The 25,105-nt window shown below is 64.9% G+C and carries 22 protein-coding genes, 1 tRNA gene, 2 other RNA genes and 1 pseudogene (1 of these 26 running past the window's edge); 8 read left to right on the forward strand and 18 right to left on the reverse strand.

Going from position 1 to position 25,105, the window contains the following annotated elements; translation table 11 throughout:
* A pseudogene (locus GEV06_18065) lies at nt 1-601 on the reverse strand (PQQ-binding-like beta-propeller repeat protein) (it extends 272 nt beyond the left edge of the window).
* A gap of 174 nt (nt 602-775) precedes the next feature.
* Here GEV06_18065 and GEV06_18070 point away from each other — a divergent pair.
* The 3 genes from GEV06_18070 to GEV06_18080 all read left to right on the forward strand — a co-directional run bounded on the left by GEV06_18070 (nt 776) and on the right by GEV06_18080 (nt 3,045).
* Nucleotides 776-1,297 carry a GNAT family N-acetyltransferase gene (locus tag GEV06_18070; GenBank protein MPZ19801.1) on the forward strand — a complete coding sequence of 174 codons (522 nt, stop codon included), beginning with the start codon at nt 776-778 and terminating at the stop codon, nt 1,295-1,297.
* Between the two features lie 177 nt (nt 1,298-1,474).
* Nucleotides 1,475-1,699, forward strand: a complete 225-nt coding sequence (locus tag GEV06_18075; protein ID MPZ19802.1) for a type II toxin-antitoxin system Y4mF family antitoxin — start codon at nt 1,475-1,477, stop codon at nt 1,697-1,699.
* 5 nt (nt 1,700-1,704) lie between these two features.
* Nucleotides 1,705-3,045, forward strand: a complete 1,341-nt coding sequence (locus GEV06_18080) for a type II toxin-antitoxin system HipA family toxin (GenBank protein ID MPZ19803.1) — start codon at nt 1,705-1,707, stop codon at nt 3,043-3,045.
* Between the two features lie 337 nt (nt 3,046-3,382).
* On the opposite strand, the gene ssrA is transcribed toward GEV06_18080, so the two are convergent.
* Nucleotides 3,383-3,738, reverse strand: a transfer-messenger RNA (tmRNA) gene (ssrA, locus tag GEV06_18085).
* 116 nt (nt 3,739-3,854) lie between these two features.
* Between ssrA and GEV06_18090 the strand changes: the two genes are divergently transcribed.
* Nucleotides 3,855-6,083 carry a transglycosylase SLT domain-containing protein gene (locus tag GEV06_18090; GenBank protein ID MPZ19804.1) on the forward strand — a complete coding sequence of 743 codons (2,229 nt, stop codon included), beginning with the start codon at nt 3,855-3,857 and terminating at the stop codon, nt 6,081-6,083.
* Here GEV06_18090 and GEV06_18095 read toward each other — a convergent pair.
* Complete coding sequence (locus tag GEV06_18095) at nt 6,080-7,243, reverse strand: aminotransferase class I/II-fold pyridoxal phosphate-dependent enzyme (protein MPZ19805.1); 1,164 nt, start codon at nt 7,241-7,243, stop codon at nt 6,080-6,082. The two genes, GEV06_18090 and GEV06_18095, sit on opposite strands and share 4 nt — an antisense overlap.
* A 90-nt stretch (nt 7,244-7,333) precedes the next feature.
* Nucleotides 7,334-8,155: a hypothetical protein gene (locus GEV06_18100; protein MPZ19806.1), complete on the reverse strand. Its 822-nt coding sequence runs from the start codon at nt 8,153-8,155 to the stop codon at nt 7,334-7,336.
* 458 nt (nt 8,156-8,613) lie between these two features.
* Here GEV06_18100 and GEV06_18105 point away from each other — a divergent pair, with 458 nt between their 5' ends.
* Nucleotides 8,614-10,395 (forward strand): ATP-binding cassette domain-containing protein, encoded by a 1,782-nt coding sequence (locus tag GEV06_18105; GenBank protein ID MPZ19807.1) that lies wholly within the window; start codon nt 8,614-8,616, stop codon nt 10,393-10,395.
* Nucleotides 10,396-10,435: 40 nt separating this feature from the next.
* Nucleotides 10,436-12,286, forward strand: a complete 1,851-nt coding sequence (locus tag GEV06_18110) for an ATP-binding cassette domain-containing protein (protein ID MPZ19808.1) — start codon at nt 10,436-10,438, stop codon at nt 12,284-12,286.
* On the opposite strand, the gene GEV06_18115 is transcribed toward GEV06_18110, so the two are convergent.
* From GEV06_18115 to GEV06_18175, 13 genes are all read right to left on the reverse strand, one after another.
* Nucleotides 12,283-12,810, reverse strand: coding sequence for a hypothetical protein (locus GEV06_18115; protein ID MPZ19809.1), 528 nt, complete (start codon nt 12,808-12,810; stop codon nt 12,283-12,285). The genes GEV06_18110 and GEV06_18115 overlap by 4 nt on opposite strands.
* The gene (gene thiL, locus GEV06_18120; protein MPZ19810.1) at nt 12,734-13,930 is read right to left on the reverse strand and encodes a thiamine-phosphate kinase; all 1,197 of its coding nucleotides are present in this window, start codon (nt 13,928-13,930) and stop codon (nt 12,734-12,736) included. Before thiL ends, GEV06_18115 begins: the two co-directional genes overlap by 77 nt.
* A gap of 59 nt (nt 13,931-13,989) precedes the next feature.
* Nucleotides 13,990-14,174, reverse strand: a non-coding RNA gene (gene ssrS / locus GEV06_18125) — 6S RNA.
* A gap of 32 nt (nt 14,175-14,206) precedes the next feature.
* Complete coding sequence (gene zapA / locus GEV06_18130) at nt 14,207-14,680, reverse strand: cell division protein ZapA (protein ID MPZ19811.1); 474 nt, start codon at nt 14,678-14,680, stop codon at nt 14,207-14,209.
* Complete coding sequence (locus tag GEV06_18135; protein MPZ19812.1) at nt 14,622-14,903, reverse strand: hypothetical protein; 282 nt, start codon at nt 14,901-14,903, stop codon at nt 14,622-14,624. The genes zapA and GEV06_18135 overlap by 59 nt, the downstream gene beginning before the upstream one ends.
* 139 nt (nt 14,904-15,042) lie before the next feature.
* A complete protein-coding gene (pheT, locus tag GEV06_18140; protein MPZ19813.1) occupies nt 15,043-17,148 on the reverse strand; it encodes a phenylalanine--tRNA ligase subunit beta in 2,106 nt (701 codons plus the stop codon).
* The gene (gene pheS / locus GEV06_18145) at nt 17,145-18,290 is read right to left on the reverse strand and encodes a phenylalanine--tRNA ligase subunit alpha (GenBank protein ID MPZ19814.1); all 1,146 of its coding nucleotides are present in this window, start codon (nt 18,288-18,290) and stop codon (nt 17,145-17,147) included. Before pheS ends, pheT begins: the two co-directional genes overlap by 4 nt.
* Before the next feature lie 6 nt (nt 18,291-18,296).
* Nucleotides 18,297-18,668: a 50S ribosomal protein L20 gene (rplT, locus tag GEV06_18150; protein MPZ19815.1), complete on the reverse strand. Its 372-nt coding sequence runs from the start codon at nt 18,666-18,668 to the stop codon at nt 18,297-18,299.
* 123 nt (nt 18,669-18,791) lie between these two features.
* Entirely contained in the window at nt 18,792-19,007 is a 216-nt protein-coding gene (gene rpmI, locus GEV06_18155; GenBank protein MPZ19816.1) for a 50S ribosomal protein L35, read from the reverse strand.
* A gap of 36 nt (nt 19,008-19,043) precedes the next feature.
* Nucleotides 19,044-19,592: a translation initiation factor IF-3 gene (locus GEV06_18160; GenBank protein MPZ19817.1), complete on the reverse strand. Its 549-nt coding sequence runs from the start codon at nt 19,590-19,592 to the stop codon at nt 19,044-19,046.
* 73 nt (nt 19,593-19,665) lie between these two features.
* On the reverse strand, nt 19,666-21,615 hold the full coding sequence (thrS, locus tag GEV06_18165) for a threonine--tRNA ligase (protein ID MPZ19818.1): 1,950 nt from the start codon (nt 21,613-21,615) through the stop codon (nt 19,666-19,668).
* A gap of 116 nt (nt 21,616-21,731) precedes the next feature.
* A tRNA-Val gene (locus GEV06_18170) sits at nt 21,732-21,807 on the reverse strand.
* Between the two features lie 324 nt (nt 21,808-22,131).
* On the reverse strand, nt 22,132-22,404 hold the full coding sequence (locus GEV06_18175) for a DNA-binding protein HU (GenBank protein MPZ19819.1): 273 nt from the start codon (nt 22,402-22,404) through the stop codon (nt 22,132-22,134).
* Between the two features lie 218 nt (nt 22,405-22,622).
* On the opposite strand from GEV06_18175, the gene GEV06_18180 reads away from it, so the two are divergent.
* Entirely contained in the window at nt 22,623-23,315 is a 693-nt protein-coding gene (locus GEV06_18180) for an HAD-IA family hydrolase (protein ID MPZ19820.1), read from the forward strand.
* A gap of 98 nt (nt 23,316-23,413) precedes the next feature.
* Here the strand turns inward: GEV06_18180 and GEV06_18185 are convergent, their stop codons facing one another.
* The gene (locus tag GEV06_18185) at nt 23,414-24,589 is read right to left on the reverse strand and encodes a PDZ domain-containing protein (GenBank protein MPZ19821.1); all 1,176 of its coding nucleotides are present in this window, start codon (nt 24,587-24,589) and stop codon (nt 23,414-23,416) included.
* Nucleotides 24,590-24,672: 83 nt separating this feature from the next.
* Here GEV06_18185 and ruvX point away from each other — a divergent pair, with 83 nt between their 5' ends.
* Nucleotides 24,673-25,095 carry a Holliday junction resolvase RuvX gene (gene ruvX, locus GEV06_18190; protein ID MPZ19822.1) on the forward strand — a complete coding sequence of 141 codons (423 nt, stop codon included), beginning with the start codon at nt 24,673-24,675 and terminating at the stop codon, nt 25,093-25,095.
* Nucleotides 25,096-25,105: the final 10 nt, after the last annotated feature.

Raw genomic sequence — 25,105 nt, forward strand, 5'->3', positions numbered from 1 at the left:
GATTGGTCGCCGAGCCCAGGATAATCAGGTTCTCGAACACGCGCCCCGGAAGGCGGCTCTGCTGCTCGACCGTCTTCGGATCGCGGTCGAGGCCTTCGCGCAGATCCACACGGCCGTCCTTGGCGAAGGACATGATCGCCTTGCCGGTCCGCGCGTCGATGGCCCGCAGGAAGTTGCGCGCGCTGAAGAGGAGGCGGCGATCCTTGCCGTCCTTGCTCTCCCAGTAGTTCACGCCGCGGAGCGCGAAGCCCTCGATGCCGTCGTGCACCCAGAGCTCCTTGCCCGTCGCTGCGTCCAGGGCCACGAGCGCGGTGCCACGCGTCCGGCCGTAGATGACGCCGCGCACGACGAGGGGATTGAAGTCGGTATCGCCGGCCGGGTAGGTCCAGGCGACGTCGAGCCGGCCCACGTTGGATCTGTCGATCTGCGTTGCCGCGACGAAGCGCGAGCTGTCGGGTCCGCCGGCGTAGTCACGCCATTCGCGCGGTGTCTGTCCCGCGCCCGAGAGCCCCGTGACGCCGGCCATCACCGCCGCCGCGGCGGCTACTCCGAGCGCGCCTACCCATCGTCCTACCTTCGACCCATCTTGCGTAGCGAACATCGACGCCTTCTCCTCTCGCAGGAAACCCGGTCAAGTCTATCGCGCGGACTGGACGTAGCAGGCGATCTACGACAATCGCCGCATGGACGTTCACCTCGTCCGAATGCCGCCTCTTCGTTCGCCGGGTCGAAGGTTGATATCCTTCTGCGGCGTGATCTTTGGGACGTTCAGGACATGTCAATGCACGCAAACGAGGCCGCAGCTACCGAACCGTACTTTGTCCGCAAGGCAACCTCCAACGATGTCAGCGCAGTTGCCCGGATCTGGCACATAGGGTGGGCCGACGGTCACCTCGGGCACGTTCCGCCGGAGCTCGTCCGCTATCGCGACCAGGAGCAGTTCGTATCCCGAGCGCGGGAACGGCTCGAATGCATGTGGGTGGCCGAGTCCCATGGCCAGACCGTGGGATTCGTTGTCGTGAAGGGCGATGAGGTGGAGCAGATCTACGTCGACAGAGCAGCGCGCGGAACCGGTGTCGCGGCGATGCTTCTTCGCAAGGCCGAGGCCGAAATCCGCAGCGCAGGACATCGACAGGCGTGGCTCGCTGTCGTCGCTGGCAACCAGCGCGCCCGTTCGTTCTACTCGCGTCTCGGATGGCGCGATTCGGGCCCTATGTCGTACCTCGCCGAAACCGAAGTCGGCCGACTAGCGGTCCCGGCACATCGGTATGAAATCAACCTCCATGCTCGATCGTGAGTAACAGCAGAGGTTAGCCTCATCCGTGAGGTTTCACAAGTCTGGCTCTCGCGATTTCCCGATCGGGAATACACTAGGTGCACTTGGCCGTTCCAGGGCCAGGTTTTCCCGATCGGGAATTTCGCTGGACTTTGCCGGGCTGGTCGCGTAGAATTTTCCCGATCGGGAAATATCACTGTGACTGCTGAACAGATCGGCGCCGTCGTCCGCCAGGCTCGGCTTGCCCAAGGCCTCCGCCAGGATCAGCTGGCCGCCGCAGCCGGCGTTGGCGTTCGCTTCCTTGTCGAGCTGGAACGCGGGAAGCCCACCGTGCGCCTGGGCAAAGTTCTGGCGGTGCTGGACGCCCTTGGCTGCCGCCTGGAGGTCGCTGCGCCGCCCGGGGCTGCGGGGAACGGCTCGTGACGCGGATGCTCTCGGTCTGGTGGGAGGGAGCGGTCGTCGGCACGCTTCAGGTGAATCAGCACGGCGAGATGCGCTTTGCCTACGCGGCGGACTGGCTCGCTGATTCGTCCCGTCCTGCCATCTCGTTCTCCCTGCCGAAACGGCCGGAGCCCTTCAAGCAGCGTCAGTGCAGGCCGTTCTTCGCCGGTCTCCTCCCGGAGGAGTCGCAACGCGACGTGATTGCCGGCGCGCTGGGGATCTCGAAACGCAACGACTTTGCGTTTCTCGAAGCCCTGGGGGGCGATGTCGCGGGCGCCCTATCTCTTTGGCCTGAAGGCGACACACCGCCTGTGGCAGACCCAGGTGGAGCCCCGCAACCCCTCAGCGATGACGAGTTCGGACAACTGCTGGACACGTTGCCAACGCGCCCCCTGCTAGCCGGGCGGGAAGGGCTGCGGCTCTCCCTTGCCGGCGCTCAGTCGAAGCTTCCGGTCGTACTCGTGGATGGTCGCGTGGCGTTGCCGGCACCTGGGCAGCCCACCACGCACATTCTGAAGCCGTCCATCGCGCGCTTCCCGCACACGACGGAGAACGAAGCGCTGGTGATGACGCTGGCTGCTGCCATCGGGCTGCCCGTCGCACCGGTAGCGGCTCGAACCGTCGCCGGACACCCGTACTTGCTCATCACCCGCTACGACCGTCGCGTCGACGAGAGTGGCCAGGCGCACCGCCTGCATCAGGAGGACTTCTGTCAGGCACTCGGTATTCCACCGGAGCACAAGTACGCATCGGAAGGTGGTCCGACCTTCAAGACCAGCTTCGACCTGCTGCGTAGGGCGACCACGATTCCGGCGGTCGCGGTGCTGGCGTTCCTCGACGCGGCCATCCTCAACCTGATCGTCGGCAACGCCGATGCTCACGGAAAGAACTTCAGCCTCCTCTATCAGCAGGGCGGCGTGAGCCTCACGCCGCTCTACGACCTCCTGTTGACGGTCGCCTACCCGGACCTGTCGTCCAAGCTCGCCATGAAGATCGGCAAGCGGGCCACGCTCGAGGAGATCGGCCCAGCCACATGGCCGGCATTCGCTGAAGACATCGGCCTGGCCGGGCCCTTTGTCCGGCGACGGGTGACGGAGCTCGCCGAGGCTGCGATCGCTCAGGCGCCCTCGATCCCCGAGAGCCCAGCGCTCGCCGGCCTGGATGTCGACGCACTGGCGACGTACTCGTCACTCATCGTGTCGCGCGCCGAGCGCGTGGCGCGAACCGGTGTCGCTCCATCTTCATCGCCAGAGGCGGTAGGGCCGACCGCGCCCGACCAGCCAGCGACAAAGTCCACGCCGCGAAAGCGGAAGGGAGGGGCCCGTTGATAAACGAGGCTGCTGAAGGCGCCGAAGACGACGGCCGCGTTCTATGACTTCGACGCGTACGAACGGTTGCTCGAAGCAGCCCGCATAGAGCGAGTTGTCGGCACAGCGCAGGATGTACACGTATCGCATCGCCAGATGCCATCGTCAACAAGCTCAATCAAGGTGCTATGTGTGGTTCGGCTGGAGTTCCGACCCGTGCTGGGGCCTCAGCGTACTTGGCTCGTCTCAGGGTTTCGAAGCAGCCCTTCGACTACGCTCGGGGTGACCCTGAGCCTGTCGAAGGGTCAGGGCATTCTCCCTGACACTGGCTCGCCGTTAGGCGAGCGGAAGGCGAGTCGAATGGAGGCGGCGGGAGTCGAACCCGCGTCCGAAGGCACATCCCCGCAGGAATCTACAATGCTTATCCCCTCTTGATTGTCTCGTCGCTGGTGCGAAAAGAGAGGCGAGAAACCACCAACGACCAGCCGCGGTGTGTCTCACGACCGCGCGCCGTGGCGCCGCGCGATCGCCAGCCCGCTAAATGGCGCTCATCCCCGGACCGCGGGCGATTCCAGGGTGAGCGTCGCTACGAGTTAGGCAGCGAGTGCAAGTTGCGTATCCGCACTTACATTGTGTTCCACTAGTTTTACGAGCGAAGTGGAGCTCGGCATGCATCCCGCGAATCCATACCCCCGTCGAAGCCGTGACGCCCCCTCGAGGTGGAAACCGCGCGCCGGCCGCACAGTCTAAAGAGTGTGCCGCACGACCGAACAAGCCATTATACCGCTCCCGCCCACGCCCCTCAACTCGTTCACAATACTGCAGTTTCCATGCGACCCCGTTTCCTGTCGGTGATCAGCGGCGGTTTGATGGCCGCTCTGGCGGGACCGCTGCTCCTTCAGGAGCTGCCTCCGCCACCGACCACGTTGCACTCGACAGTCCAGGGACCATTGCCCAGCACGCTGGCCCAGGCGTGGCTCGTCCCAGACGAGGCGGAACGCACGCGGTTGAAGAATCGAGCGGTCGCCAATCTTGCGAAGGCGGTCGACCGATTCCGCGACGGTAAGCATGCCGCGACGCTCGCCCTGATCGACCAGGAGGCACTGGACTCGACGCCACTTGCCGGGTACGCGACCTACTATCGCGCCCGGGCCTGGCTGGAGCTCGGTCGCGTCGCGGAAGCGCGCGCCGCGTTGCGCGAGCTGCATGCACAAGAGCCGGGTGCCCTTGGCGCGGACGTGCTGATGGCGGAAGGCGAGGCGGCCATGTTGGACGAGGATTACGTCGCCGCGGCTGCCTTCTTCAAGCGGCGGGCGGAGCGTTCCCCGGTCGATCGGGACGTCGCCCTGGACAAGTGGGCGGAGGCCCTCGGCCGGAGCGGTGAAACCGACCTCGCGCGTGCGGCATGGCTGCGCCTTTATTACGAGCTTCCGACGAGCGCGCGTGCAGAAGCGGCGAAAAGGCATGCCGAGGCGCTTGGCCCGGCGCCAACGGGCGATGTCGAGGCGGCTAAACGACGGGACGCGGAGATCGGTCGTGTGGAACGGTTGTTTGCCGCACGCCGTTACCGGGCCGCACTCGCCGGCTGCAAAGAGCTGCGCTCCAGCGTGACGGGCGGTGCGCGGGACTTGATTGAGCTGCGGGCCGGACAAGCCGAATATCATCTCGGCCGTCACCAGCGCGCGATCGATGCCCTTGGCCCGTTGAGGAAGCGCGGCAGCCGTCAGGCGGAAGCACGGTTCTTCCACGCGCGGGCGCTCCGTGGCTTGAATCGCCATCAGCAATACGTGGCGGCAATCCGAGAGCTCATGCAGTCCTTTCCCAGCAGCACCTGGGCCGAGGATGGCCTGAACAACCTCGGCACACACTACATTCTCCGGGACGAGGAGGAGCAAGCCGCCCGGACGTTTCGTGAGTTGTACTACTCGTATCCGACGGGTCGCCACGCCGCCCGCGCCGCGTGGAAGTACGGATGGTGGAGCTATCGACAGCGCGATTACGAGGAGGCGATCCGTGTCTTTGAACCTGCGGCGTCCGACTTCCCGCGCGCCAACCAGCGAGCGGCTTGGCTGTATTGGAGCGGCCGCGCGCGCGAGGCTCTGGGCCAAGGACGTGAGGCGCAGGCGCGCTACGAGCTGGTCGCCGTCGATTACTTGAACTCCTACTATGGCCAATTGGCCGCGCGGCGTTTGCGCGCGAGCGGTCTCACGCCCGGAAAGCTCACCTTGACATTGCCGACGAGCGTCAAGCCAATGTCGGCGCGACCTCGGATCGCCGTCCTACCAGAGGAAAGCGAAGAGGTGAAGATTGTGGGGCCCGGGGCCGAGGCTGCCCCTGGCGACCTGCCCCCGGCCTTGATAGAGCGGATTCGCTGGTTGCTCGCTGCGGAGCTGTACAGCGATGCAATCGACGAATTGTGGGATCTCGAGCGGACCTCGGGCGCCTCACCTCTGGTCGACGCCACGATCGCGTGGGCGCTGTTCCGGCAGGGACAGAACCTGCGTGGGGTCGTGCTGGCGAGACGCGCGTACCCACATCACATTGCGGTCGGTGGGGAGCGTCTGCCGCGCGAGGTGCTGGAGATGTTATTCCCCCTCGACTACTGGGAGCAGGTGCGGCGATACGCAAACGCGCACAAGATTGATCCCTACCTGGTGGCGGCCCTGATTAGCCAAGAGTCGGCGTTCGACCGGAATGCGCGTTCCCCAGCCAATGCCTATGGCTTGATGCAGGTCCGTCCGGGCACCGGGAGGCAGTTGGCGCGTCGGCTCGGCATTCGCCCGTTCTCTACGCGCACCTTGAGGAACCCTACGGCGAACATCCGTCTCGGGACGCGGTACTTCGCGGACTTGGTGGAGAAGTACGGTGCCGATCACCTGGTGCTGGCCGCGTACAACGCAGGACCGCGCCCGGTCTCGCGTTGGCTCGCAGAACGGTCCGAAGACGAGCTCGATACGGAAGAGTTCATCGACGACATTCCGTATCCGGAGACGCGGCTCTACGTCAAACGAGTTCTCGGTCTCCGCGATGTGTATCGGGAGTTGTATGGGCAGAGTTAGGCACGCAAGCGCTCGAGCCGGCGTGCAGCCTCCAGGAGAGTGTCGTCCGTCTTGCAGAAGCAGAACCGCAGCCGTTGAGCGCCCAGGGCTGGGTCGCGATAGAAGCTACTACCGGGGACCGTTGCGACGCCGATCTCGGACGTCAGGTAGCGCGCGAAGCTCGTATCGTCTGGAAATCGAAAGCCACTGATGTCGGTCATCACGTAGTAAGCCCCTTTGGGCGCGAAGACGCCAAAGCCACATCTCGCCAAGACATCCACCAAGAGGTCCCGCCGGCGCTGATACTCTCCCGCGAGCTCGGCGTAGTACGCATCCGGAAGGCCGAGCCCTGCGGCTCCGGCCTCTTGAAGTGGCGCCGGCGCGCCCACGGTGAGGAAGTCGTGCACCTTCCTGATGCCAGCCGCCAGCTGCGGCGGGGAGACCGCCCAACCGACGCGCCAGCCAGTCACGCTGAACGTCTTCGAGAGACTGCCGATCGAGACCGTGCGCTCCGCCATCCCTTCAATCGTGGCAAGCGGCACGTGACGCGCCTCGTCATAGACGATGTGCTCGTAGATTTCGTCGGTGATGGCCACCACATCCCAGCGGTGACACAGACGTGCGATTTCGGTGAGCTCCTCGACCGTGAAGACCTTTCCAGTTGGATTGTTCGGCGTATTGAGGATGATCGCTCGCGTGCGATCGCCAAAGACGGACGCGAGCTCCTCGAGGTCGACATGCCAGTCCGGCTCGTGTAGCTGTACGTAGCGCGGAACCGCACCGGAGAGAATGGCGTCTGGACCGTAGTTCTCGTAGAACGGCTCGAATACGATCACCTCGTCGCCTGGATCGACGACGCCCAGGAGCGTGGCGATCATGGCCTCCGTTGATCCACAGCAGACGGTGACCTGTGTCTCCGGATCGACGGACAGGCCGTAGCGCTGTCCCCAATGGGCGGCGACGGCATCGCGCAAGCGCCGCGCACCCCAGGTGATGGCGTATTGATTGATGTCCGCGTCAATCGCACGGCACGCCGCCGTCTTGACCGGCTCGGGCGCGGGGAAGTCCGGGAAGCCCTGGGCGAGGTTGACCGCGTCGTGGCGCATCGCGAGCCGGGTCATCTCGCGAATGACCGATTCAGTGAAGCGCCGGGCTTTGTCGGACGTGCGTACCTTGGTCATGGCCTCCAGAGATGCTCGATGGCAGGCTCATCCACAGATAGGCGGGGCGCGCTACCTGAGCTCATCCATGGAGGATCTCGGAGACCAGCATTAGAACCGCACCACGCCTGCGAGGTAGACGCCTCGTAATTCCAGATCGCCAAAATCCTGGTCGATATCGTAGCTGACATCGAGGCTGCGATAGCCGAATTGCGCCCCGACGCGGTCGGTGATGTTCACGGTGCCATAGATGTCGTAGTCGAAGTATCGACCGTTCCAGTCGCGGTCCTCGTCCTCTGGCAACCGAAAGCCGGTCGCTTCGCCGGTGATCGAGATGTTCGGCAGGACGTAGAAACGTGCGATGGCGCCCACAGCCGGTATGGGCGCGTTGGCCTCGGAGAACTCTGAGTTCACTGGGCTCTCGAGCTCCGCACGGACACGAGTGTAGCGCCCTTCGAGGAGAAGGCCGACGAACCCGCGATCGCGGTAGAGGAAGTCGTATTCGTAACCGAAGCGCACCGTGTGCCAATCGAGTGCGCTCTGCACCGGGAGGCCGACGTCGTATTGGATCCCGTTGAAGACGACCGTGCGGCGCAGGATACCGTCCGCATCGTATGAGCCTCGGAAGTACTGGAGTCGTAGCTTGTGCTTGCGTCCGGGACGGAGCACCACGCGCAGCTCAGGTAGCCGCTTCTTGGCGACACCGAGATCTTCGACGAAATCAATCTCGGTTCCCCCTATCCCAAATTGCTCGCTCGAGATCACGAAGGTCGGCGTCGGGTTCCAGAGCGCGGCCCCGATCTCGATAGTGTAGGTCTCTCCGGTCGCGACGTTGGATGGTTGCCCCCGATACTGTCCGGCTGCTGGCACTACCGTCGCAGCGAGTACAAGCGGCACCGCGCACAGCCACAGACGACCACGGCTGACGAACATGACCTCAACCCTTCACGCCCCGGATTTTGTGCTGTAGCACGCCGGAAATGGCGCGCTCGCCGCGATGAACGTTCGTCGAACGGGCAGGAAGACGAGGACCTGCAGCCGTGCAGTCCGCTGGGAACGAATGCAACGGCAGAATAGCACGGGAGCCAGCTTGGAGGCTAGGGCGTCACGGGAATCGGGAAACACCCTTCGACTCGCTTCGCTCGCTTACCCCTCGACTGCGCTCGGGGTGACCCTGAGCCTGTCGCCTTTCGACGTCGCTCAAGGCGACCCCGAGCGTCGTCGAGGGGTCGAAGGGTCAGGGCATTCTCCCTGAAACTGGCTCCCTGAAACTGGCTTGCCATGAGCGAGCCTTCGGCTCGCCGCGAGGCGAGCGGAAGGCGAGTCGAATGGAAGGTTATACTGGCCTGACCGGTCACTTTCACGTGGCCTTGGAGGTTTACTCGTCGGCAATGTCCTCACCGTCTGCCCGCCTGTGGCCGTACATCCAACGTCACCGGCGCGACGTGCTGCGCGGGCTTGGTTGCGCAATCGGCGCGACGGCCGTTTCCCTGGTCAGCCCGTGGATCTTGAAGTACGCGGTGGACGACCTGGCGCAGGGGGTCACCGCCGGCAAGTTGCGCCTCTACGCCGCGCTGCTCCTCGCCGTGGCGCTGGTTGGAGGCATCTTCCGCTTCCTGATGCGACGCATCGTCATCGGTGTGTCACGCGTCATCGAGTACGACCTGCGCAACGACTTCTTCGCGCACTTCGAACGCTGGGCGATGGCCGACTTCCAGCGCCATCGGACCGGCGACCTGATGTCGCGCGCGACCAACGATCTCAGCGCCGTGCGCATGATGGTGGGGCCTGCCGTCATGTACGCTGCGTCGACGGTCTTTCTGTTCGTCGTCGCACTGGCGCTGATGTTTTCCTTGAGCGTCAAGCTGACGCTCATCGCGCTCATCCCGCTGCCATTCGTGAGCCTGGCGGTCAAGTACTTCGGTGATGCCATCCATCGGCGGTTCGAGCAAATCCAGGAGCAGCTCGCCGATATCAGCGCGATCGTCCAGGAGGCGCTGGCAGGGGTGCGCGTCGTCCGTGCCTACCGCCAAGAGCCTCACGAGCTCAGGCGGTTCCGAGAGGCAAACGACGAGTACGTCGCACGTAACCGCCGGCTCGTGCAGCTTCAAGGGTTGCTCTACCCGAGCCTGACGTTCTTTCTTGGCATCGCCAGCCTGCTCGTCCTGTGGGTGGGAAGCCGGGAAGTCATTGCTGGACGACTCTCGATTGGGGAGTTCGTGGCATTCATGACGTATCTGACGATGCTGAGCTGGCCGATGATGGCCTTCGGTTGGGTGACGAACCTGCTGCAGCGCGGCACGGCGTCCTGGAAGCGCATGCTGGACCTACTCGACGTAACGCCCACGATCACGGACCAGGTGGGAGAGCCGCTCGAATCCAACGTCATCCTGCGCGGCGCAATCGCGTTCGACCGGCTCACGTTCGCCTACGACACGGAGCCAGTCCTCGCAGACATCTCCTTCCGTGTGGATCCCGGTCAGACCGTCGCGGTGGTCGGGCCGACCGGGAGCGGCAAGTCGACGCTCCTGCAGCTCGTTGCCCGGCTGCACGATCCTCCGCCCGGCACGGTGTTCGTAGACGAGATCGATGTGCGCCGGCTGCCGCTCTTGACACTCCGCAGAGCCATCGGCTTCGTGCCGCAGGAGCCGTTTCTCTTTTCGGACACGCTGGCGGCAAATATTGCCTTCAGTGCAAGCGGTCCGCCTTCGCTCGGCTCCGCCGAGCTTCGGCGAGACGGGCCCACTGATCGCATTCGCTGGGCCGCGAGCGTCGCACGGTTGGACGCGGATGTCGCGCAGTTCCCGCGCGGCTACGACAGCATGGTCGGCGAACGGGGAATCACTTTGTCGGGCGGACAGAAGCAGCGCACGGCCCTTGCGCGCGCGCTCATGGTCGATCCGCGCATCTTGATCCTGGACGATGCGCTGTCGGCAGTGGACACGTACACGGAAGAAGAAATCCTGCAGCGGTTGCGCGATGTGAGGCGACAGCGAACGGCGCTCGTTGTATCGCACCGCGTGTCGACGGTGCGTGATGCCGACCTGATCCTCGTGCTGGACCGTGGCCGCATCATCGAGCGCGGCACTCATACTGATCTCGTCGCGCACGGCGGCGCCTATGCGGAGCTGTATCGGAAGCAGCTTCTCGAGGAGGAGCTGGCAGCCTCTTGAAAGTGGCCACTGACCACTGGCCACTGACCACTACTCAAAAATGCAGGAAGAAGAGGCCCTCGGCAAAGCGTACGACGCGCGGCTGATGAAGCGGCTGCTGCGCTATCTGTGGCCATATCGTCGCTCAGCGGCGTTGGCGCTGGTAGCCATCATTGCATCGGCCGTTTTGCAGCTCGCCCAACCGTACCTGACCAAGCTCGCCATCGATCACTATATCGCCACCAGCGACGTCTCCGGGGTGAACCGCATCGCGCTGATCTTTCTCGCAGTGCTCATAGGGGGCTTCGCGCTGGAGTACCTCGAGACCTGGACCCTGCAGATGATGGGGCAGCGGATCATGTACGATTTGCGCCTCGAAATCTACGAGCATCTCCAGCGCCTCGGCCTGAGGTTCTACGATCGCAATCCGGTCGGCAGACTGATGACGCGGGTCACGACCGACGTCGACGTCCTGAATGATCTGTTCACCGCGGGCGTCATTGCGGTCTTTGGCGACGTCTTCACCTTGCTGGGCATCATGGTCGTGATGGTTGCCCTGGACTGGCGCCTGGCGCTCCTTGCCTTTTGCGTGCTGCCGTTGATTGCGTGGGTTACGGAATGGTTCCGTCGTCATGCGCGCGAATCGTACCGTGCCGTGCGGGTGCTGGTAGCGCGCATCAACGCGTTCCTCCAGGAGCACCTGACGGGCATGACGACGGTGCAGCTCTTCGGCCAAGAGGAGCGAATCTTCAACCGCTTCGACGACATCAACCGGCGCCACCGCGACGCGCACATCCGGTCCGTCTTCTACTATGCGGTCTTCTATCCGGTGATCGAGATCATTGGCGCGCTGGCCGCTGCGCTCATCGTGTGGCAGGGCGGCAGCTGGGTCATGGAGGGAACCGTGACACTCGGCACGCTCGTCGCCTTTCTCCAGTACACGCGCCGGTTCTTTCAGCCGATCAGCGATCTGTCGGAGAAGTTCAACCTGCTCCAGTCGGCGATGGCCTCGTCCGAGCGGATCTTCGCGCTGCTCGACGAGCCAGAAGAAGAAAGCCGTCGAAACGTGCTGCGGCCGGCGGGAGAAGCAGCGGTGGCCAAGCCGCTCCACGAACCTTCATCAGGAGGGGATCCGCATCACCGCGGTGGGCCGCAGATCGAGCTCGACCACGTCTGGTTCGCCTACGACGGAGAAGAGTACGTCTTGCGGGACGTCTCGTTCGCCGTTGCAGCCGGCGAGCGCGTCGGCATTGTCGGCGCGACCGGCGCGGGGAAGTCGACGCTGATCAACCTGCTCATGCGGTTCTACGATGTCCGGCGAGGTCGCATCGTGATGGACGGAACGGACATCCGCGAGATGGTGCGGGAGCATCTGCGGTCGCGCTTTGGTCTCGTGCTCCAGGATGTGCACCTCTTCTCGGGCACGATTGCCAGCAACATTCGCTTGGGGCACGACGATATCGCGGATGACGCGATCCACCGCGCGGCACGCGCGGTGCACGCCGATCGGTTCATCGAGCGTCTCCCATACGGCTACGACACGCCGGTCGCTGAACGTGGCGCCACATTGTCGGTCGGGCAGAAGCAGCTTCTCTCGTTTGCTCGTGCCTTGGCCTTCGACCCGCAAGTCTTGCTCTTGGACGAGGCCACCTCGAGCATCGATACCGAGACGGAGCTGCTGATCCGCGAAGCGCTGGCGGTGCTGATGAAAGGCCGAACGACGATCGCCATTGCGCATCGCCTATCGACCATTCAGGACATGGACAAGATTCTCGTGCTTCACAAGGGAGAGCTGCGGGAAGCGGGCACGCACCAAGAGTTGCTGGCTCGCCGCGGCATTTACTACAAGTTGTATCAGTTGCAGTACAAAGAACAGGAAGTGACAGCGGGCGTCGCGGAGAGCGGCGACTAGCTTTCGCGACCTCCGTGGTCCACCATCACCTTGCGCTCGCGGCGGTGAAAGAGCTCCTTGGCGCGCTCCGGGCCGCTCGTGCCAGGGCTCCACCCCAGCCGAAGCACCGTGAGCTTGATCGGCCGGCGCCCGAATCGAAGCGCTTCGTGGCAGCTCCACATGTAGAGGTCGACCGCTCGGCCCTGCACCTTGGGCCCTGTGTCCATGATGGTGTAGACGCCGTTGTAGCGCGGGATCGCGGCGTCGACCTGGATCACGGAGCCAACCGGCAAGAGGGCAGGATCTGCGGCGGCAATGCCTCTTCGAACCGTCGCGCCCGAGGCCGTCGTCCTCCCTTTGCAATAAGCGGTTGCGCTGAAGCGCAGGCGTGCGCCCATGGCAGGTGGGGCAGACAGCTCAGGTACTTCGACTTGCCTGGGTGCATAACGTGAATCGAGGATGGTCCCCTCATAGAGCAGGCAGAAGCCCAGGACGGCCCCAGCCGCGACCACGATGCGCCGTTGGAAGGAGCTCGCTAGAAGCATCAGCAAAATGCCGAAAGCCGCCCGGCAGCTGCTCGGTCCGCCCGTTTCGCACGAGATCGAGCACAACTGGCGGCAGCACGCGGCCGATCCGCGTCACCGGGACGCGTCCGGCGCCAGCGACGGTTGCGAGAAAGCGGCGTGTCGAGCGCTGGGAAACGGCGAACAGCAGCTCGTAATCCTCGCCGCCAGAGAGCGCCAACGTAAGAGGATCCGCGCCCAGTCGCGAGGCCACCTCGCGCGCGGAGGCATCGACCGGAATCGCCTCGGCGTCGATTTCGACGCCGATCCCACTGGCCGAAGCCATCTGACGGAGGGCATCAGCGAGGCCGTCACTGAGATCTACGCACGCCCTTGCTGCGCGCGCCCGGCCAACGGATTGCCCAATGCGACTCCGAACATCCGGCCTGAAGTAGCGTTGTAGCGCCGGAGCGACCGCCGGCTCCAGGTGCGTCAATGGCTCAGCTTGTAAGCCAGCTCGCCCTTCCGCCGGCGCAAAAGGTGATTCTACCCCGGCCAGCCAAGAATCCGTACGCTCGAGCGCGCTGGTCCGTTGCAACCAGAGTAAGCCGGCCGCGGCCCCACCCAGTGAGCCAGTGACGTACAGCGAATCCCCAACTCGCGCGCCATGGCGATAGAGCAGCTTGCGGCGCTTCGCCGCTCCAATGGCGGTGACGTCGACGAAGAGGGGCCCTGGGCTGAGACTGATGTTGCCACCCACGAGCCCCATGCGGTTCGCGCGCGCCACATCGATGAAGGCGGCGACGAGGGCGACGAGCGCAGCGACCGACAGCGTAGCCGGCAGACCAAGTGAAAGGAGAGCCGCGTGCGGTGTGGCGCCCATGGCCGCCAGATCACTGAGGTTGACGAGCAGCGCTTTGGCGCCGACATCGGATGGTGTGCTCCAGGGACGGCGGAAGTGCACCTCCTCGACCAGCGAGTCGGTCGTCACCACCGCGAGATGATTTTGCACACGATCGAGCACGGCCGCATCGTCGCCAATCCCGGTGACGATCTCCGGTGGCGCGGGTGGGGCCACGCGCCGGATCCAGTCGATGATTGCTTGCTCGCCAACCTCAGCGACGGTTGCGTTGGCCGGGAGATCACAATCAGGTGTTGCCATCAGGAACGGAATTCGTGCGTGAGGCTCGAAGCCGTCGCGTGGCGTTCGAGATTCAGAGGGTGGTACCCGCGATGCCGTGTGGGGACGTCGTTTGAACCTGCGATCGCAGGTGGAGCCGCTGTCTACAACCGCGTTTTAGGCTTCCTCTCACAGAGGCTTGCACACCACGCGGCGTCGCGGCTCACTTGTCAGAGAGTGTTGGCCCAAGACGACTGTCCATCCATCACCTGCACCGCAGGCAACCCCATCTTACAACACAATGCAGGCCGTCGGTCCTCACTCTTTCAGCGCATCGTCGATGAGACGCTCGAGGTGCGCCGCACGCTGGAGGAGCTCGTTCGCGTTACTGTGGTCTTCCTCGCGGCTGCGGAAGAACTCGTCGGCGATATTGAGCGCTGCCACAACGGCAAGCTTGGTCGATTCGCCGATCGGTACTTGGTTGGCCGCGGCCTGCATCTTGCCGTCGACGTACGCCGCCAGGCGGGCGACGTAGTCGTCCGACAAGTCGCTTTTCACGGGATAGCGAAGTCCCTGAATTTCGACAGACACGATTCGTGACGTGAATTCGCTAGGCTCACTCATGGTGAAAAGGGGAGGAAGAAAACGGGGACAGTCCTCGTTTTCGATGTCATGACTTCGCCGACCCGTGCGAAAACGAGGGCTGTCCCCGTTTTCTTCCTCCCCTTTTTCACTACAGCTGTAGCGTTTCGAGCTGCTCGAGCATCTCCGAAACGCGGCTCCGAATAACATCGCGCTCTTCGCGCAGCGACTTCATCTCGACGGCCACGTTCTCGGCTTCAGAGAGCCGCACGCGAAGGCCGTCGAGCTCGCGGTTCAGGTGTAGATTTTCCTCGGTCAGACGGGCTTGCTCCTGCCGAGACCGTTCCAAAACGCTAATAAGAAGCTTGATCTTCTCTTCCAGTCGATCGATGGGCCTCAGGTCGACGTTGACATCTTCGAGGGCCTTGGCCATGTGCTCGTTCTCCGAATCCGAAATCCGCTCATGTGCGCCCGACCTGCGCCAGGTCTCGCCGTAGCGGACAGCCGGGTCTCCATTTTACATTTCGTCGCGCGTTCGACCCAACCGCGATCTGGCTCGACGCCGAACGCTCCTATCGCAGTCGTGCGCCGTGCCGGTCGCGAAGCGCCGCCACGATCGATTCCATGGCTTCCTGCACTTCGACGTCGATCAGCGTACGGTCCGGCGCGCGAAACGTGAGCCTGAGCGACAAGCTGACGAAGCCCTCGGGGATGCCACGGCCGTGGTACCGGTCGAACTCCTGCAGAGCGGCAAGCGTTGCCGGCGCGACGGAACGAATGGTGCCACGAACAGACGCCGCGGGCAAGTCCGCTGGAAGAAGCATCGACAAATCGCGCACGACGGACGGGTGCCGCGGCAACGGCTCCACGCGGACGACCGGATTGGCGTCGACGCCCGCGCCCAGTTGGTCCAGGTCGAGCTCGGCCACGAAGACTGGCTCGGCGGCCGGAAGGTCACGCGCCTCTGCAATCGAAGACGTGAGCTGGCCGATGACGCCGATCGATGTCGCCTGGCTCGGCGCGCCACGGCCGTTAGAAGCGGCGCCGCGGCGCTGCATGACGATGCGAGCAGCATGACCGGAGACCAGGTAGGGGACGTCCGCCGGCTCGCATAGGAGATCGAACCCGAACCTTGCGCCGAGCGCGGACGTAACGCCCATGAGATCGAACAGATCCGCCTCGCGACCGGAGCCGCTCCAGTGTGCCGGTGACGCCGCGCCTGTCCAGACCAAGCCGAGGCCGCGCGTTTCGCCCACGCTCGCGCTGAACCGGGCGCCAATCTCGAAGAGGCGCACGTCACGCCGTTCCCGCCGCCGGTTGTGTGAGACGGCATCCACCAAGCCGGGCAGCAGCGACGGCCGCATGATGGCGAAGTGCTCGGACAGCGGGTTCGCGAGCGGCACCAGCTCACCAGCGTCCGCAAACGCCAGTGCCGCCGCGCGCTCGACGAACGAGAACGTCACGCACTCGGCGAAGCCAGCCGCGAGCGCCAGGTCGCGCGCCACACGCTGACGCTCCAGTCGCGCATCTGGCGGCGCAGGCGGTCGGTGCAGCGTGGGGAACGTAGAGGGTAGACGATCGTACCCAACGGAGCGCGCGACCTCCTCTATCACATCGATCTCGCGCGTCACGTCGGGCCGCCACGTCGGCACGGTGACCTGCCAGACAGCGTTGCCGGTAGGTTCCACGCCAAAGCCAAGGCCGCGGAGGATCCGCTCGACGTCACGCGCTTCCACCGCACCCGCTCCCACCTCGAGCCCCGTGACGACAGCAACACGCGCGAGCCGGAGCGGCACGACACGTGGCTCGGGCGTCGACGGCCAGACGTCGGCAATGCCAGGCCGCAGACGGCCGGCGCCAAGCTGTTGCAGGAGATCACATGCGCGGATCAACGCATCGAGCGGGGCATTCGGGTCTGCCCCACGCTCGAACCGATACGACGCTTCTGTCGATAGTCCAAGGCGCTTGCTGGTGCGGCGAATGCTCAGCGGCTGGAAGTAGGCGCTCTCGAGCGCGATCACCTGCGTGCCAAGCGACACTTCGGAGTCCCGTCCCCCTATGACGCCGGCCACGGCCTGTGCGCGATCACGGTCCGCTATCACGAGCATCCGCTCGTCGAGCGTCCGGGGCTGGCCGTCCAGCGTTGTCACTTCTTCGCCGTTACGTGCCGGTCGAATACGGAGCTCGCCGCCAGTCAGCTTCTCGAAGGCGAAGGCGTGGAGCGGATGTCCCAGCTCCACCAGCACGTAGTTGGTGACGTCGACGATGTTGTTGATCGCGCGAATGCCGGCAGCGGCGAGCCGATCGACCAACCAGTCGGGTGAGGCCCCGACGTGCACGTCGACGAGCGCGCCCACGTACCGCGGGCAGAGTGGCGGGGCCTCGATGGTGATCGGCAGCGCTGGTGCGCCCTCCCGGGGGGCAGAGAGCTTGGGCAACCGAAGCGGAACGTCGTAGAGCACCGACACCTCACGCGCGATGCCAGCGACGCTCAGACAGTCTGGACGGTTGGCCGTAATCTCGAAGTCGATGACGGCATCATCCGCTCGGGCCTGCTGCGGCGGCCACGGCTCGACCGACGCGACCTCGAAGCCACGCAGGTGCAGATCGGCGGCGAGACGCTCGATGGTCACCGGCACGTCGACCAGATCGCGAAGCCATGAGACGAGAATTCTCACGACGGAAACTGCTCCAGGAAGCGCAGGTCGTTCTCGTAGAACAAGCGGATGTCGTCAACGCCGTGCAAGAGCATCGCGATGCGCTCGATTCCTGCACCAAAGGCGAAGCCGGTATAGCGCTCGGGGTCGTAGCCGACCGCCTCGAAGACGGCCGGATGCACCATGCCGCTTCCGAGCACCTCGAGCCAGCCGGTCTGCTTGCATACGCCGCAGCCGGCGCCGCGGCACGTGCAGCCAATGAAGATGTCAGCGCTCGGCTCCGTATACGGAAAGAAGCTCGGGCGGAACGTCACGGGCCGCTCTTCACCAAAGAGCTGGCGGAGAAAGCCAGTGAGCGTGCCCTTGAGATCACCCATCGTGACGCCCTCGCCCACGACGAGCCCCTCCACTTGGTGGAACATCGGCGTGTGCGTCACGTCGAGGCTGTCGCGCCGGTAGACGCGGCCGGGTGCGATGATCCGCACCGGCGGCTGGTGCGTCTCCATGTATCGAATCTGCATCGACGACGTGTGCGTGCGGAGCACCGTTGCCAGTTGGGACGTTCGGTGTTCGGGCGTAGAGGCCGCTGCCGGCCCCGCCCCCTTCGAACCTCGAACCTCGAACCTCGAACCTCGAACCTCCGTGTACGCGGCGCGATCGTCCCGACGATCGAGCGGCTGCGCGAGATACAGGGTGTCCTGCATGTCTCGCGCGGGATGCTCCGGCGGCATGTTGAGCGCTTCGAAGTTGTGGTAATCGTCCTCGGCTTCCGGACCGTCGAGAATCTCGTAGCCCATGCGCGCGAAGATCCGCTCGATACGCTCGAGCAGTGAGCTGAGCGGGTGACGAGCGCCGCGAACGTGCAGACGGCCGGGGAGGGTGAGATCGAGCGCGGGCGCGGAAGGCTTGTCCGCTGACAGCGTGCGGCGGCGCTCGCCGAGCGTCGCGTCGATGTGTGCCTTGAGCTCGTTGGCCAGTCGTCCGAGCTCGCGGCGGTCGTCCGGCGGAGCGCCGGCAATCTCGCGCCACAGCGCTGTGACGAGGCCCTGTTTTCGCCCGAGGAATCGGTCGCGTAGCGCCTGGAGGTCTGCGATCGTCGCGGCGCGCGCCAACTGATCCGAGTACGTCGCCCGCAGGTGCTCGATCGCCGCCCGGTCCACCATCGCGACCTACGCGGAAGCTTCTGGAGCCCGAGGCGCCTGTTTGGCGAGGCTTGCGACCGCGGCAAACGCCTGCGGATCCTTGACTGCCAAGTCGGCGAGCACCTTGCGGTCGAGCGGCACGTTGGCGGACTTGAGACCGGCGATGAGCTGGCCGTAGCTGAGACCGTTCTCGCGCGCCGCGGCGTTGATGCGGATCACCCAGAGTCGGCGGAAGTCTCGCTTCTTGCGGCGGCGTCCGATGTAGGCAAACCGTCCCGCTCGCTCAACCGCCTCCTTCGCGTATCGATAGAGGCGGCTTTTTCCGCCGAAGTACCCCTTGGCCAGCGACAGCGTCTTCTTTCGCGTCTGGCGCCGGTGTGAGCCTCGCTTTACTCGCATTGTCGTTCCTCGTGATGGCGATCAAAGCCGTAGCGCAGGCCTTTAGGCCTGCAGTGGCCTTGTCCGCGTGCTGCTGGCAGGCCTAAAGGCCTGCGCTACTACGGTCGCCTTTCAGACCCTCATTTATTCGTACGGCAACATGCGCTTGATGCGCGCGGCGTCAGACGGGGACACTTCGCGCGCGCCCCGCTGCTGCCGCTTCCGGTGCTGCGGCTTGCCGGTGAGGAGATGCCGATGGAACGCGGTGTTTCGCATGACCTTGCCGCGTGCCGATGTCTTGAATCGCTTGGCCGCCCCTCTGTGCGTCTTGAGCTTGGAGCGGCCCTTTGCCTTCTGCATGATCGCTCGTTCCTTCGCGTACGCGTTGGTGCGCGGTTATGACTCCGCCGACTTCCGCGCGGGAGCGCGCGGGCCGAGCAGCGCGTGCATCTGGTTGCCTTCCATCCGGGGCGCCGTCTCGATGACGGCAGTCTCGGCCAGCTCCTGAACCAGGCGCTCGAGGATTCGCCGGCCGATCTCGGGGTGGGCCATCTCCCGCCCGCGGAAGAAGATCGTGGCCTTGACCTTGTCGCCGTCGTGCAAGAAGCGCTCGACGTGCTTCTTCTTGAACTGATAGTCGTGCTCGCTCACCTTGGGACGGAACTTGATCTCCTTGATCTCGATCGTCTTCTGGTGTTGTCGCGCTTGGCGCTGTCGCTTCTGCTCGTTGTACTGATACTTGCCGTAATCGGTGATCCGGCAGACCGGTGGTGTGGCCGTCGCCGCGACCTCGACGAGGTCCAGCCCGCGCTGACGTGCAAGCGCGACGGCCTGTTGCGGCGGCATGATGCCGAGCTGCTGTCCATTCTCGTCAATGACGCGCACCTCACGTGTACGGATGCGCTCGTTTACCCTCGCGCGAGTGTCTCGCCGGGGTGCTCGCATACCAGGCCTGAACGCGATGGCGCTTCCTCCTCGGTGACGGCCGTCCTATTTCAGCGGCCCGTTTGCGTCTCGATCAGCTCTGCACACTCGACAGTATGCGCTGACCCTTACTGGCGCTCTCCTCCCGAAGCTGTCCGACGAGCTCGTCGACGGAAAAGCTGCCGAGATCACCCTCGCTGCGGCTGCGGACCGCCACGGTGCGCTCCGCCGCCTCCCGGTTGCCGACGACGAGCATGTACGGCACCTTCTGGAGCTGCGCCTCCCTGATCTTGTACCCGATCTTCTCGGTTCGATCGTCGAGGCCCGCGCGGAGCTCCGCCCGTTCGAGCGTTGCATGAACCTGCCGCGCGTACTCGACGTGCTTGTCCGAGATAGGTAACACCAGGACCTGTACCGGCGCAAGCCACAGCGGGAAGGCCCCCGCATAGTGCTCGATGAGCAGCGCGATGAAACGCTCGAAGCTCCCCACGATCGCACGGTGGATCACCGCGGGGCGGTGCTCGGCGTTGTCGGCGCCGATGTACTTCAAGTCGAACCGGCGCGGCATCTCGTAATCGAGCTGGATCGTGGCGCACTGCCATTTGCGGCCGATCGCATCGGTGACGTCGACGTCGATCTTGGGGCCGTAGAAGGCACCCTCACCCGCCGCACGCGTGAAGGGCTGTCCGGCCGCATCGAGCGCGTGGGCGAGCTGCTCCTGGGCGCGGTCCCACGAGCCAGCCTCACCGAGGAAGTCTTCGGGCCGCGTCGACAGCTTGACCGCATAGCTCAAGCCGAAGTCGCCGTACACGCGCTGGATGAGCCGCAGCAGCCGCTCGATCTCCTCGCGAATCTGCTCCTCGGTCAGGAAGCAATGCGCATCGTCCTGAGAGAACTGTCGAACGCGTGTCAATCCCGAGAGCACACCGGACGCCTCCTTGCGGTGGAGCGGCGTCTGCTCGTAGAAGCGCAGCGGCAGATCGCGGTAGCTCCGTCCCTCGCTGGCGAACACCAGGAAGTGGCCGGGGCAGTTCATCGGCTTGACGCTCATCTGCTCCTCTTCGGCCTCGATGAGGAACATGTTGTCGCGATAGTGGTCCCAGTGGCCAGACGTTTCCCAGAGCGCCTTGTTGAAGATGAGCGGCGTCTTGATCTCGATATAGCCCTCAGGGACGAGCACCTCACGCATGTACGCGGCGAGCAGATTGTAGAGCGTCGTCCCTTTCGCCAGCCAAAAGGCGGCGCCCGGCGCCCACGGATGAGACGTGAACAGCCCGAGCTCCTTGCCTAGCTTGCGATGGTCTCGCTTCTTGGCCTCTTCGAGCCGATGCAGATGCGCGTCGAGCGCCGCGCGTGACGGGAACGCCGTCCCAGAGATGCGCTGCATGGGCTGGTTGCGCGCATCGCCTTTCCAGTACGCGTTCGAGGTCGAGAGCAGCTTGAACGCCTCGAGCCGGCCGGTCGACGGGACGTGCGGGCCCACGCAGAAGTCGACGAACGTCTGACGATCCTTGATCGGGTAGCAGGAGACCTCGCGTTGTCCGGCCGTCTTCTCCTCGATCAGCTCCATTTTCAGTGGCTCGCCGCGAGCTCGAAAGAAGTCGATGGCTTCCTGGCGCGGCCACATCTGTCGCTCGAACGCGAGATCCTGAGCCGCGAGCTCACGCATCTTCGTCTCGATGTCCGCGAGGTCGGCAGGCACGAACGGCCGCGACACGACGAAATCGTAGAAGAACCCTTCGTCGGTGGCCGGGCCGATCCCACACTGCGCTTCGGGAAAGAGCGCGGTCACCGCGGCTGCGAGCAGGTGCGCCGTGCTGTGCCGATACACCATCAGCGCTTCGGGCTGATCTGGCGTGATGAAGCGAACCGTCGCGTCGGCCTCGAGCGGATACGTCAGATCCACGAGGCGGTCGTCGACCGACGCGACGAGGGCGTCGGCAGCCAGTCGCGGTGAAATCGTGGCGGCGAGGTCGTGCACAACAGTACCGGAGGGCACGCTGCGGACGGAGCCATCGGGAAGCGTGACGGTGAGGTGAGCCATGCGGTATTACGCGCGCCAAGATTCCTAGGGGCCGACGACGCGTTCGGCGAACGCGCCCTCCCATCGCCGTGGTAGGGACGCCTCGCCGAGGCGTCCGCGCCTGAGTATCAATGGATTGGTAGGCACGGGCGGACTCGAACCGCCGACCTCCTGCGTGTCAAGCAGGCGCTCTAACCACTGAGCTACGCGCCTACAGCTTGGAGTACAAGCCCTTGCGCGACCGCTCATGATAACAGCCGGCCGCGAGGCGCGTCAATTGTAGCGCGGGCCTTTAGGCCTGCCTGCGGCCGCACCATTACCATGCCTGTCCGATGGGCAGGCCTGAAGGCCTGCGCTACGTACGGAGACACCTGGTTAAGCTCTCTGGGTGCTGGGTGACGTGGGGAGGTCGGCAGAACCGGTTGCAGGGGCGCTGCCCGGCGCAGGTCGTCACGGTGGGAGCCGGGAGCGGCGCACCGCCTCGCCGGCTTGGCTCTCGGCCCCACCATCTCGTTCGTCAGAGGCGCGCGCGGAATGTCAGTTGATCGCCGACTTCAACGCCTTGCCAGGCGTGAACCGCACGACGCGCCGCTTTGGAATCTTGATGGTTGCTCCGGTCTGGGGGTTGCGCGCGGTCCGCGCTTTGCGCTGAGCGGTCTTGAACGTGCCGAAGCCGACGAACGTCACCGCGGTACCCTTCTTCAGCGACTTCTTGAGGCCCTCGAAGAAGGAGTCAAGGGCCGCTGCCGCAGCGGTCTTCGTAATGCCAGTGTCCTTCGCAATCTTGGCGATCAGATCCTGCTTGTTCATGGAGCCTCCTTGCGGTTTGTCTCACGCGCGCACGGCGCCACCGCAGTCGTGTCCATCGCTTATACGCGAGCGATCTCGGGCTGTCAAGCAGGAATCAGTCGTGAGAGGCCGAAAAATCGCGACATTTTGCAGGTGCGTGCGCATCGCATGGCGTGTGGAGCGCACGCGCGCGACCAGCGGCGATGAGCCCTCGCGCTGCGTCCGAGTAAGATGAGGCAATGGTGAACGTCGATGCGCTCGTTCTCGACTACGGCGGCGTGCTCTGTTGCGACCAGCCCGCGACGATCGTCGAGACCATGATGCGCTCCGTGTCGGCCACCGCCGAGCGCTGGCACGAGGCGTACTGGCGATACCGTCGTGACTACGACCTTGGGCTTCCGGCCGCGGTGTACTGGGAACGCGTCCTCCACGATCTCGCGCCGCCTTCGCTCGCCTCCGGCGAGCTTCCCCCCTCCGCTGTCTATTCGGCGAGGCCTCGCCGAAGCTCGCCATTGGCGAGCGAAGGCGGGGACGATGGGTTCGTCTCGCAGCTCGTCGAGCTGGACGTCCAGTCCTGGCTGGTCTACCGCGAAGAGGTGTGGGAGATCGCACGCAGGTTCCGAGCGCGCGGGAGACGCGTGGGGATGCTGTCGAACGGCATCCCAGAAGTCATGGCGCGCCTCCGCGCCGAGCGTGCGCTCGACGAATGGTTCGATACCGTCGTCGTGTCGTATGAGCTCGGCATCGTGAAGCCGGATCCGGCGATCTACCAGGCGTGTCTGGACCGCCTGAACGTGGCGCCCGCGCGCGCCCTCTTCGTCGACGATCGCCGCGAGAACGTCGACGTGGCTGCCCAACTCGGCTGGCAGACGCTTCACTTCGCAGGGGAGGATGTGGTGGCACGACTGCGCGCGATGGTGGACGCGGAGTGAGCCGCGGGCACTAGGATTAGGTAAGGACGCTTCGCCGACGGCGTCCGTGACGGCGCGCTCGGCGAGCGCGCCCTACCATCGTGCCTCGGCGAGACGTCCTAGGCCGCCCGCTTTTCCGTCTTCGACAGGTGCTCGAGCCCTTTCTCGAGAATCTGATCCTTGGTGGGCGCCTCCTGGCCGAACTCGACGTCCGGCTCGTCGACTTCGACCTGCGGCTCGAGCCCTTCACCGTGAATGGGCTTGCCAGCGGGATCGAGGAAGCGCGCATAGGTGAGCCAGAGGCCACTGCCGTCTGGCAACGCGACGAGCTTTTGGAGGCCGGCGCGTCCCAGCGTGTGCTCGCCGATTAGCGTCGCGCGCTTGTTGCCCACCAGCGCCGCGGCAAACGTCTCAGCCGCGCTCGATGACCCGTTCGTGGCGAGCAGCACCACCGGCCAGGTCACGCTTCCATCGCCCTCACGCGTGCTATAGGTGGTCTTGGGCTCGTTCCGCACCTCTTTGATGCCGAGCGTGCCGCTCTTCACGAACAGGCGCGCGACGTCGATGCCGGCCTCCGGCTCGCCCTCCGCCGTATGACGGACGTCGACGATGAGCCGAGTCGCCCCCTGACCCTTGAGCTGTTCGATGCCCGCTGCGACCTCATCGGCTACCTGCGGTCCAAACGCTGCGATGCGCAGGTATCCAACGCCTGGAGCTTGCATGCGTGCCGTCACTTCCACGGCTGGCTGCTTGGCCCGGGTCAGCGCGACGTCGTGCGGCTCTGCAGCGCTGCCGCGTAGAACCGTCAGCTTGACCGAGGAGCCGACCGCGCCGGCCAGCAGCTGCCGGCCCTCGAACACCGACATCGGGCGTGTCGATTTTCCATCGATGGCGCGGACGTAATCGCCGGTTCGGAGGCCCGCCTTCGCGGCCGGCGATCTATCGCGCACCGCCACGACACGCAGGTAGAACTGGCGCGTCAGCTCTATCCCGGTCGTGCCGTCTGGCGCCGCGTCGCCGTTCTCGAGCTGCCGCGCTTGCTCGGGCGTCAAGTAGGCGCAATCTGGATCGAGCCCCTCGGCGAGGCCGCGCATCGCACCGTCCAGGACCTCTTCGGTGTTCGCCTCCTCGAAGTAGTTGTTTACGATGAGGGAGACCACATCCTCGAACACCCGGAGATGCTGGAACGTATTTTCTCTCGCGGAGGCGTGACGTCCGAGCCAGCCGCCCACGACGGCAAACACCATCAGGGGCATCGAGAGGAGAACGATTGTCAGACGCGTGCGGGAAGACATAACAGCTCAGGTGCGCCACCGGGAAGTCGCCTTTACGCATTTGGCTGCCGTGGACGCTGCGCTCTATTGTACAAGAATCGGTGATGATGAGAGTCCTCGGTCTGGACGTCGGGCAGAAGCGGACCGGAGTCGCCATTAGCGACCCGTCGGGGACCATTGCCCGGCCGCTCGTGGTCCTGCACGGGAACGCCCTCCCACAGGTCGTGGCGTTGGTCGCCCGCCTCATCGGTGAGGAGGAGGGTTTGACGACGATTGTCGTGGGGCTGCCGCTCCGTCTCAACGGCAGCCCGAACGACCAGACCGCGCGCGTGCTCAAGTTCGTCGCAGAGCTGCGGGGACAGGTCTCGGTGCCGATCGCGCTCTGTGGTGAGCGCCTCACGAGCGTCGAAGCCGAGAGTCTGCTGGCCCAGCGTGAGAAGGACTGGCGCCGTCGGAAGGCCCGGCTCGATGCGGCGGCGGCAGCCGTTATTCTCCAGGAGTACCTGGACCAACGGGCCGAGTCCTGAGCCGCGGCCT

The organism is Luteitalea sp., from assembly GCA_009377605.1.
Lineage (GTDB): Bacteria > Acidobacteriota > Vicinamibacteria > Vicinamibacterales > Vicinamibacteraceae > WHTT01.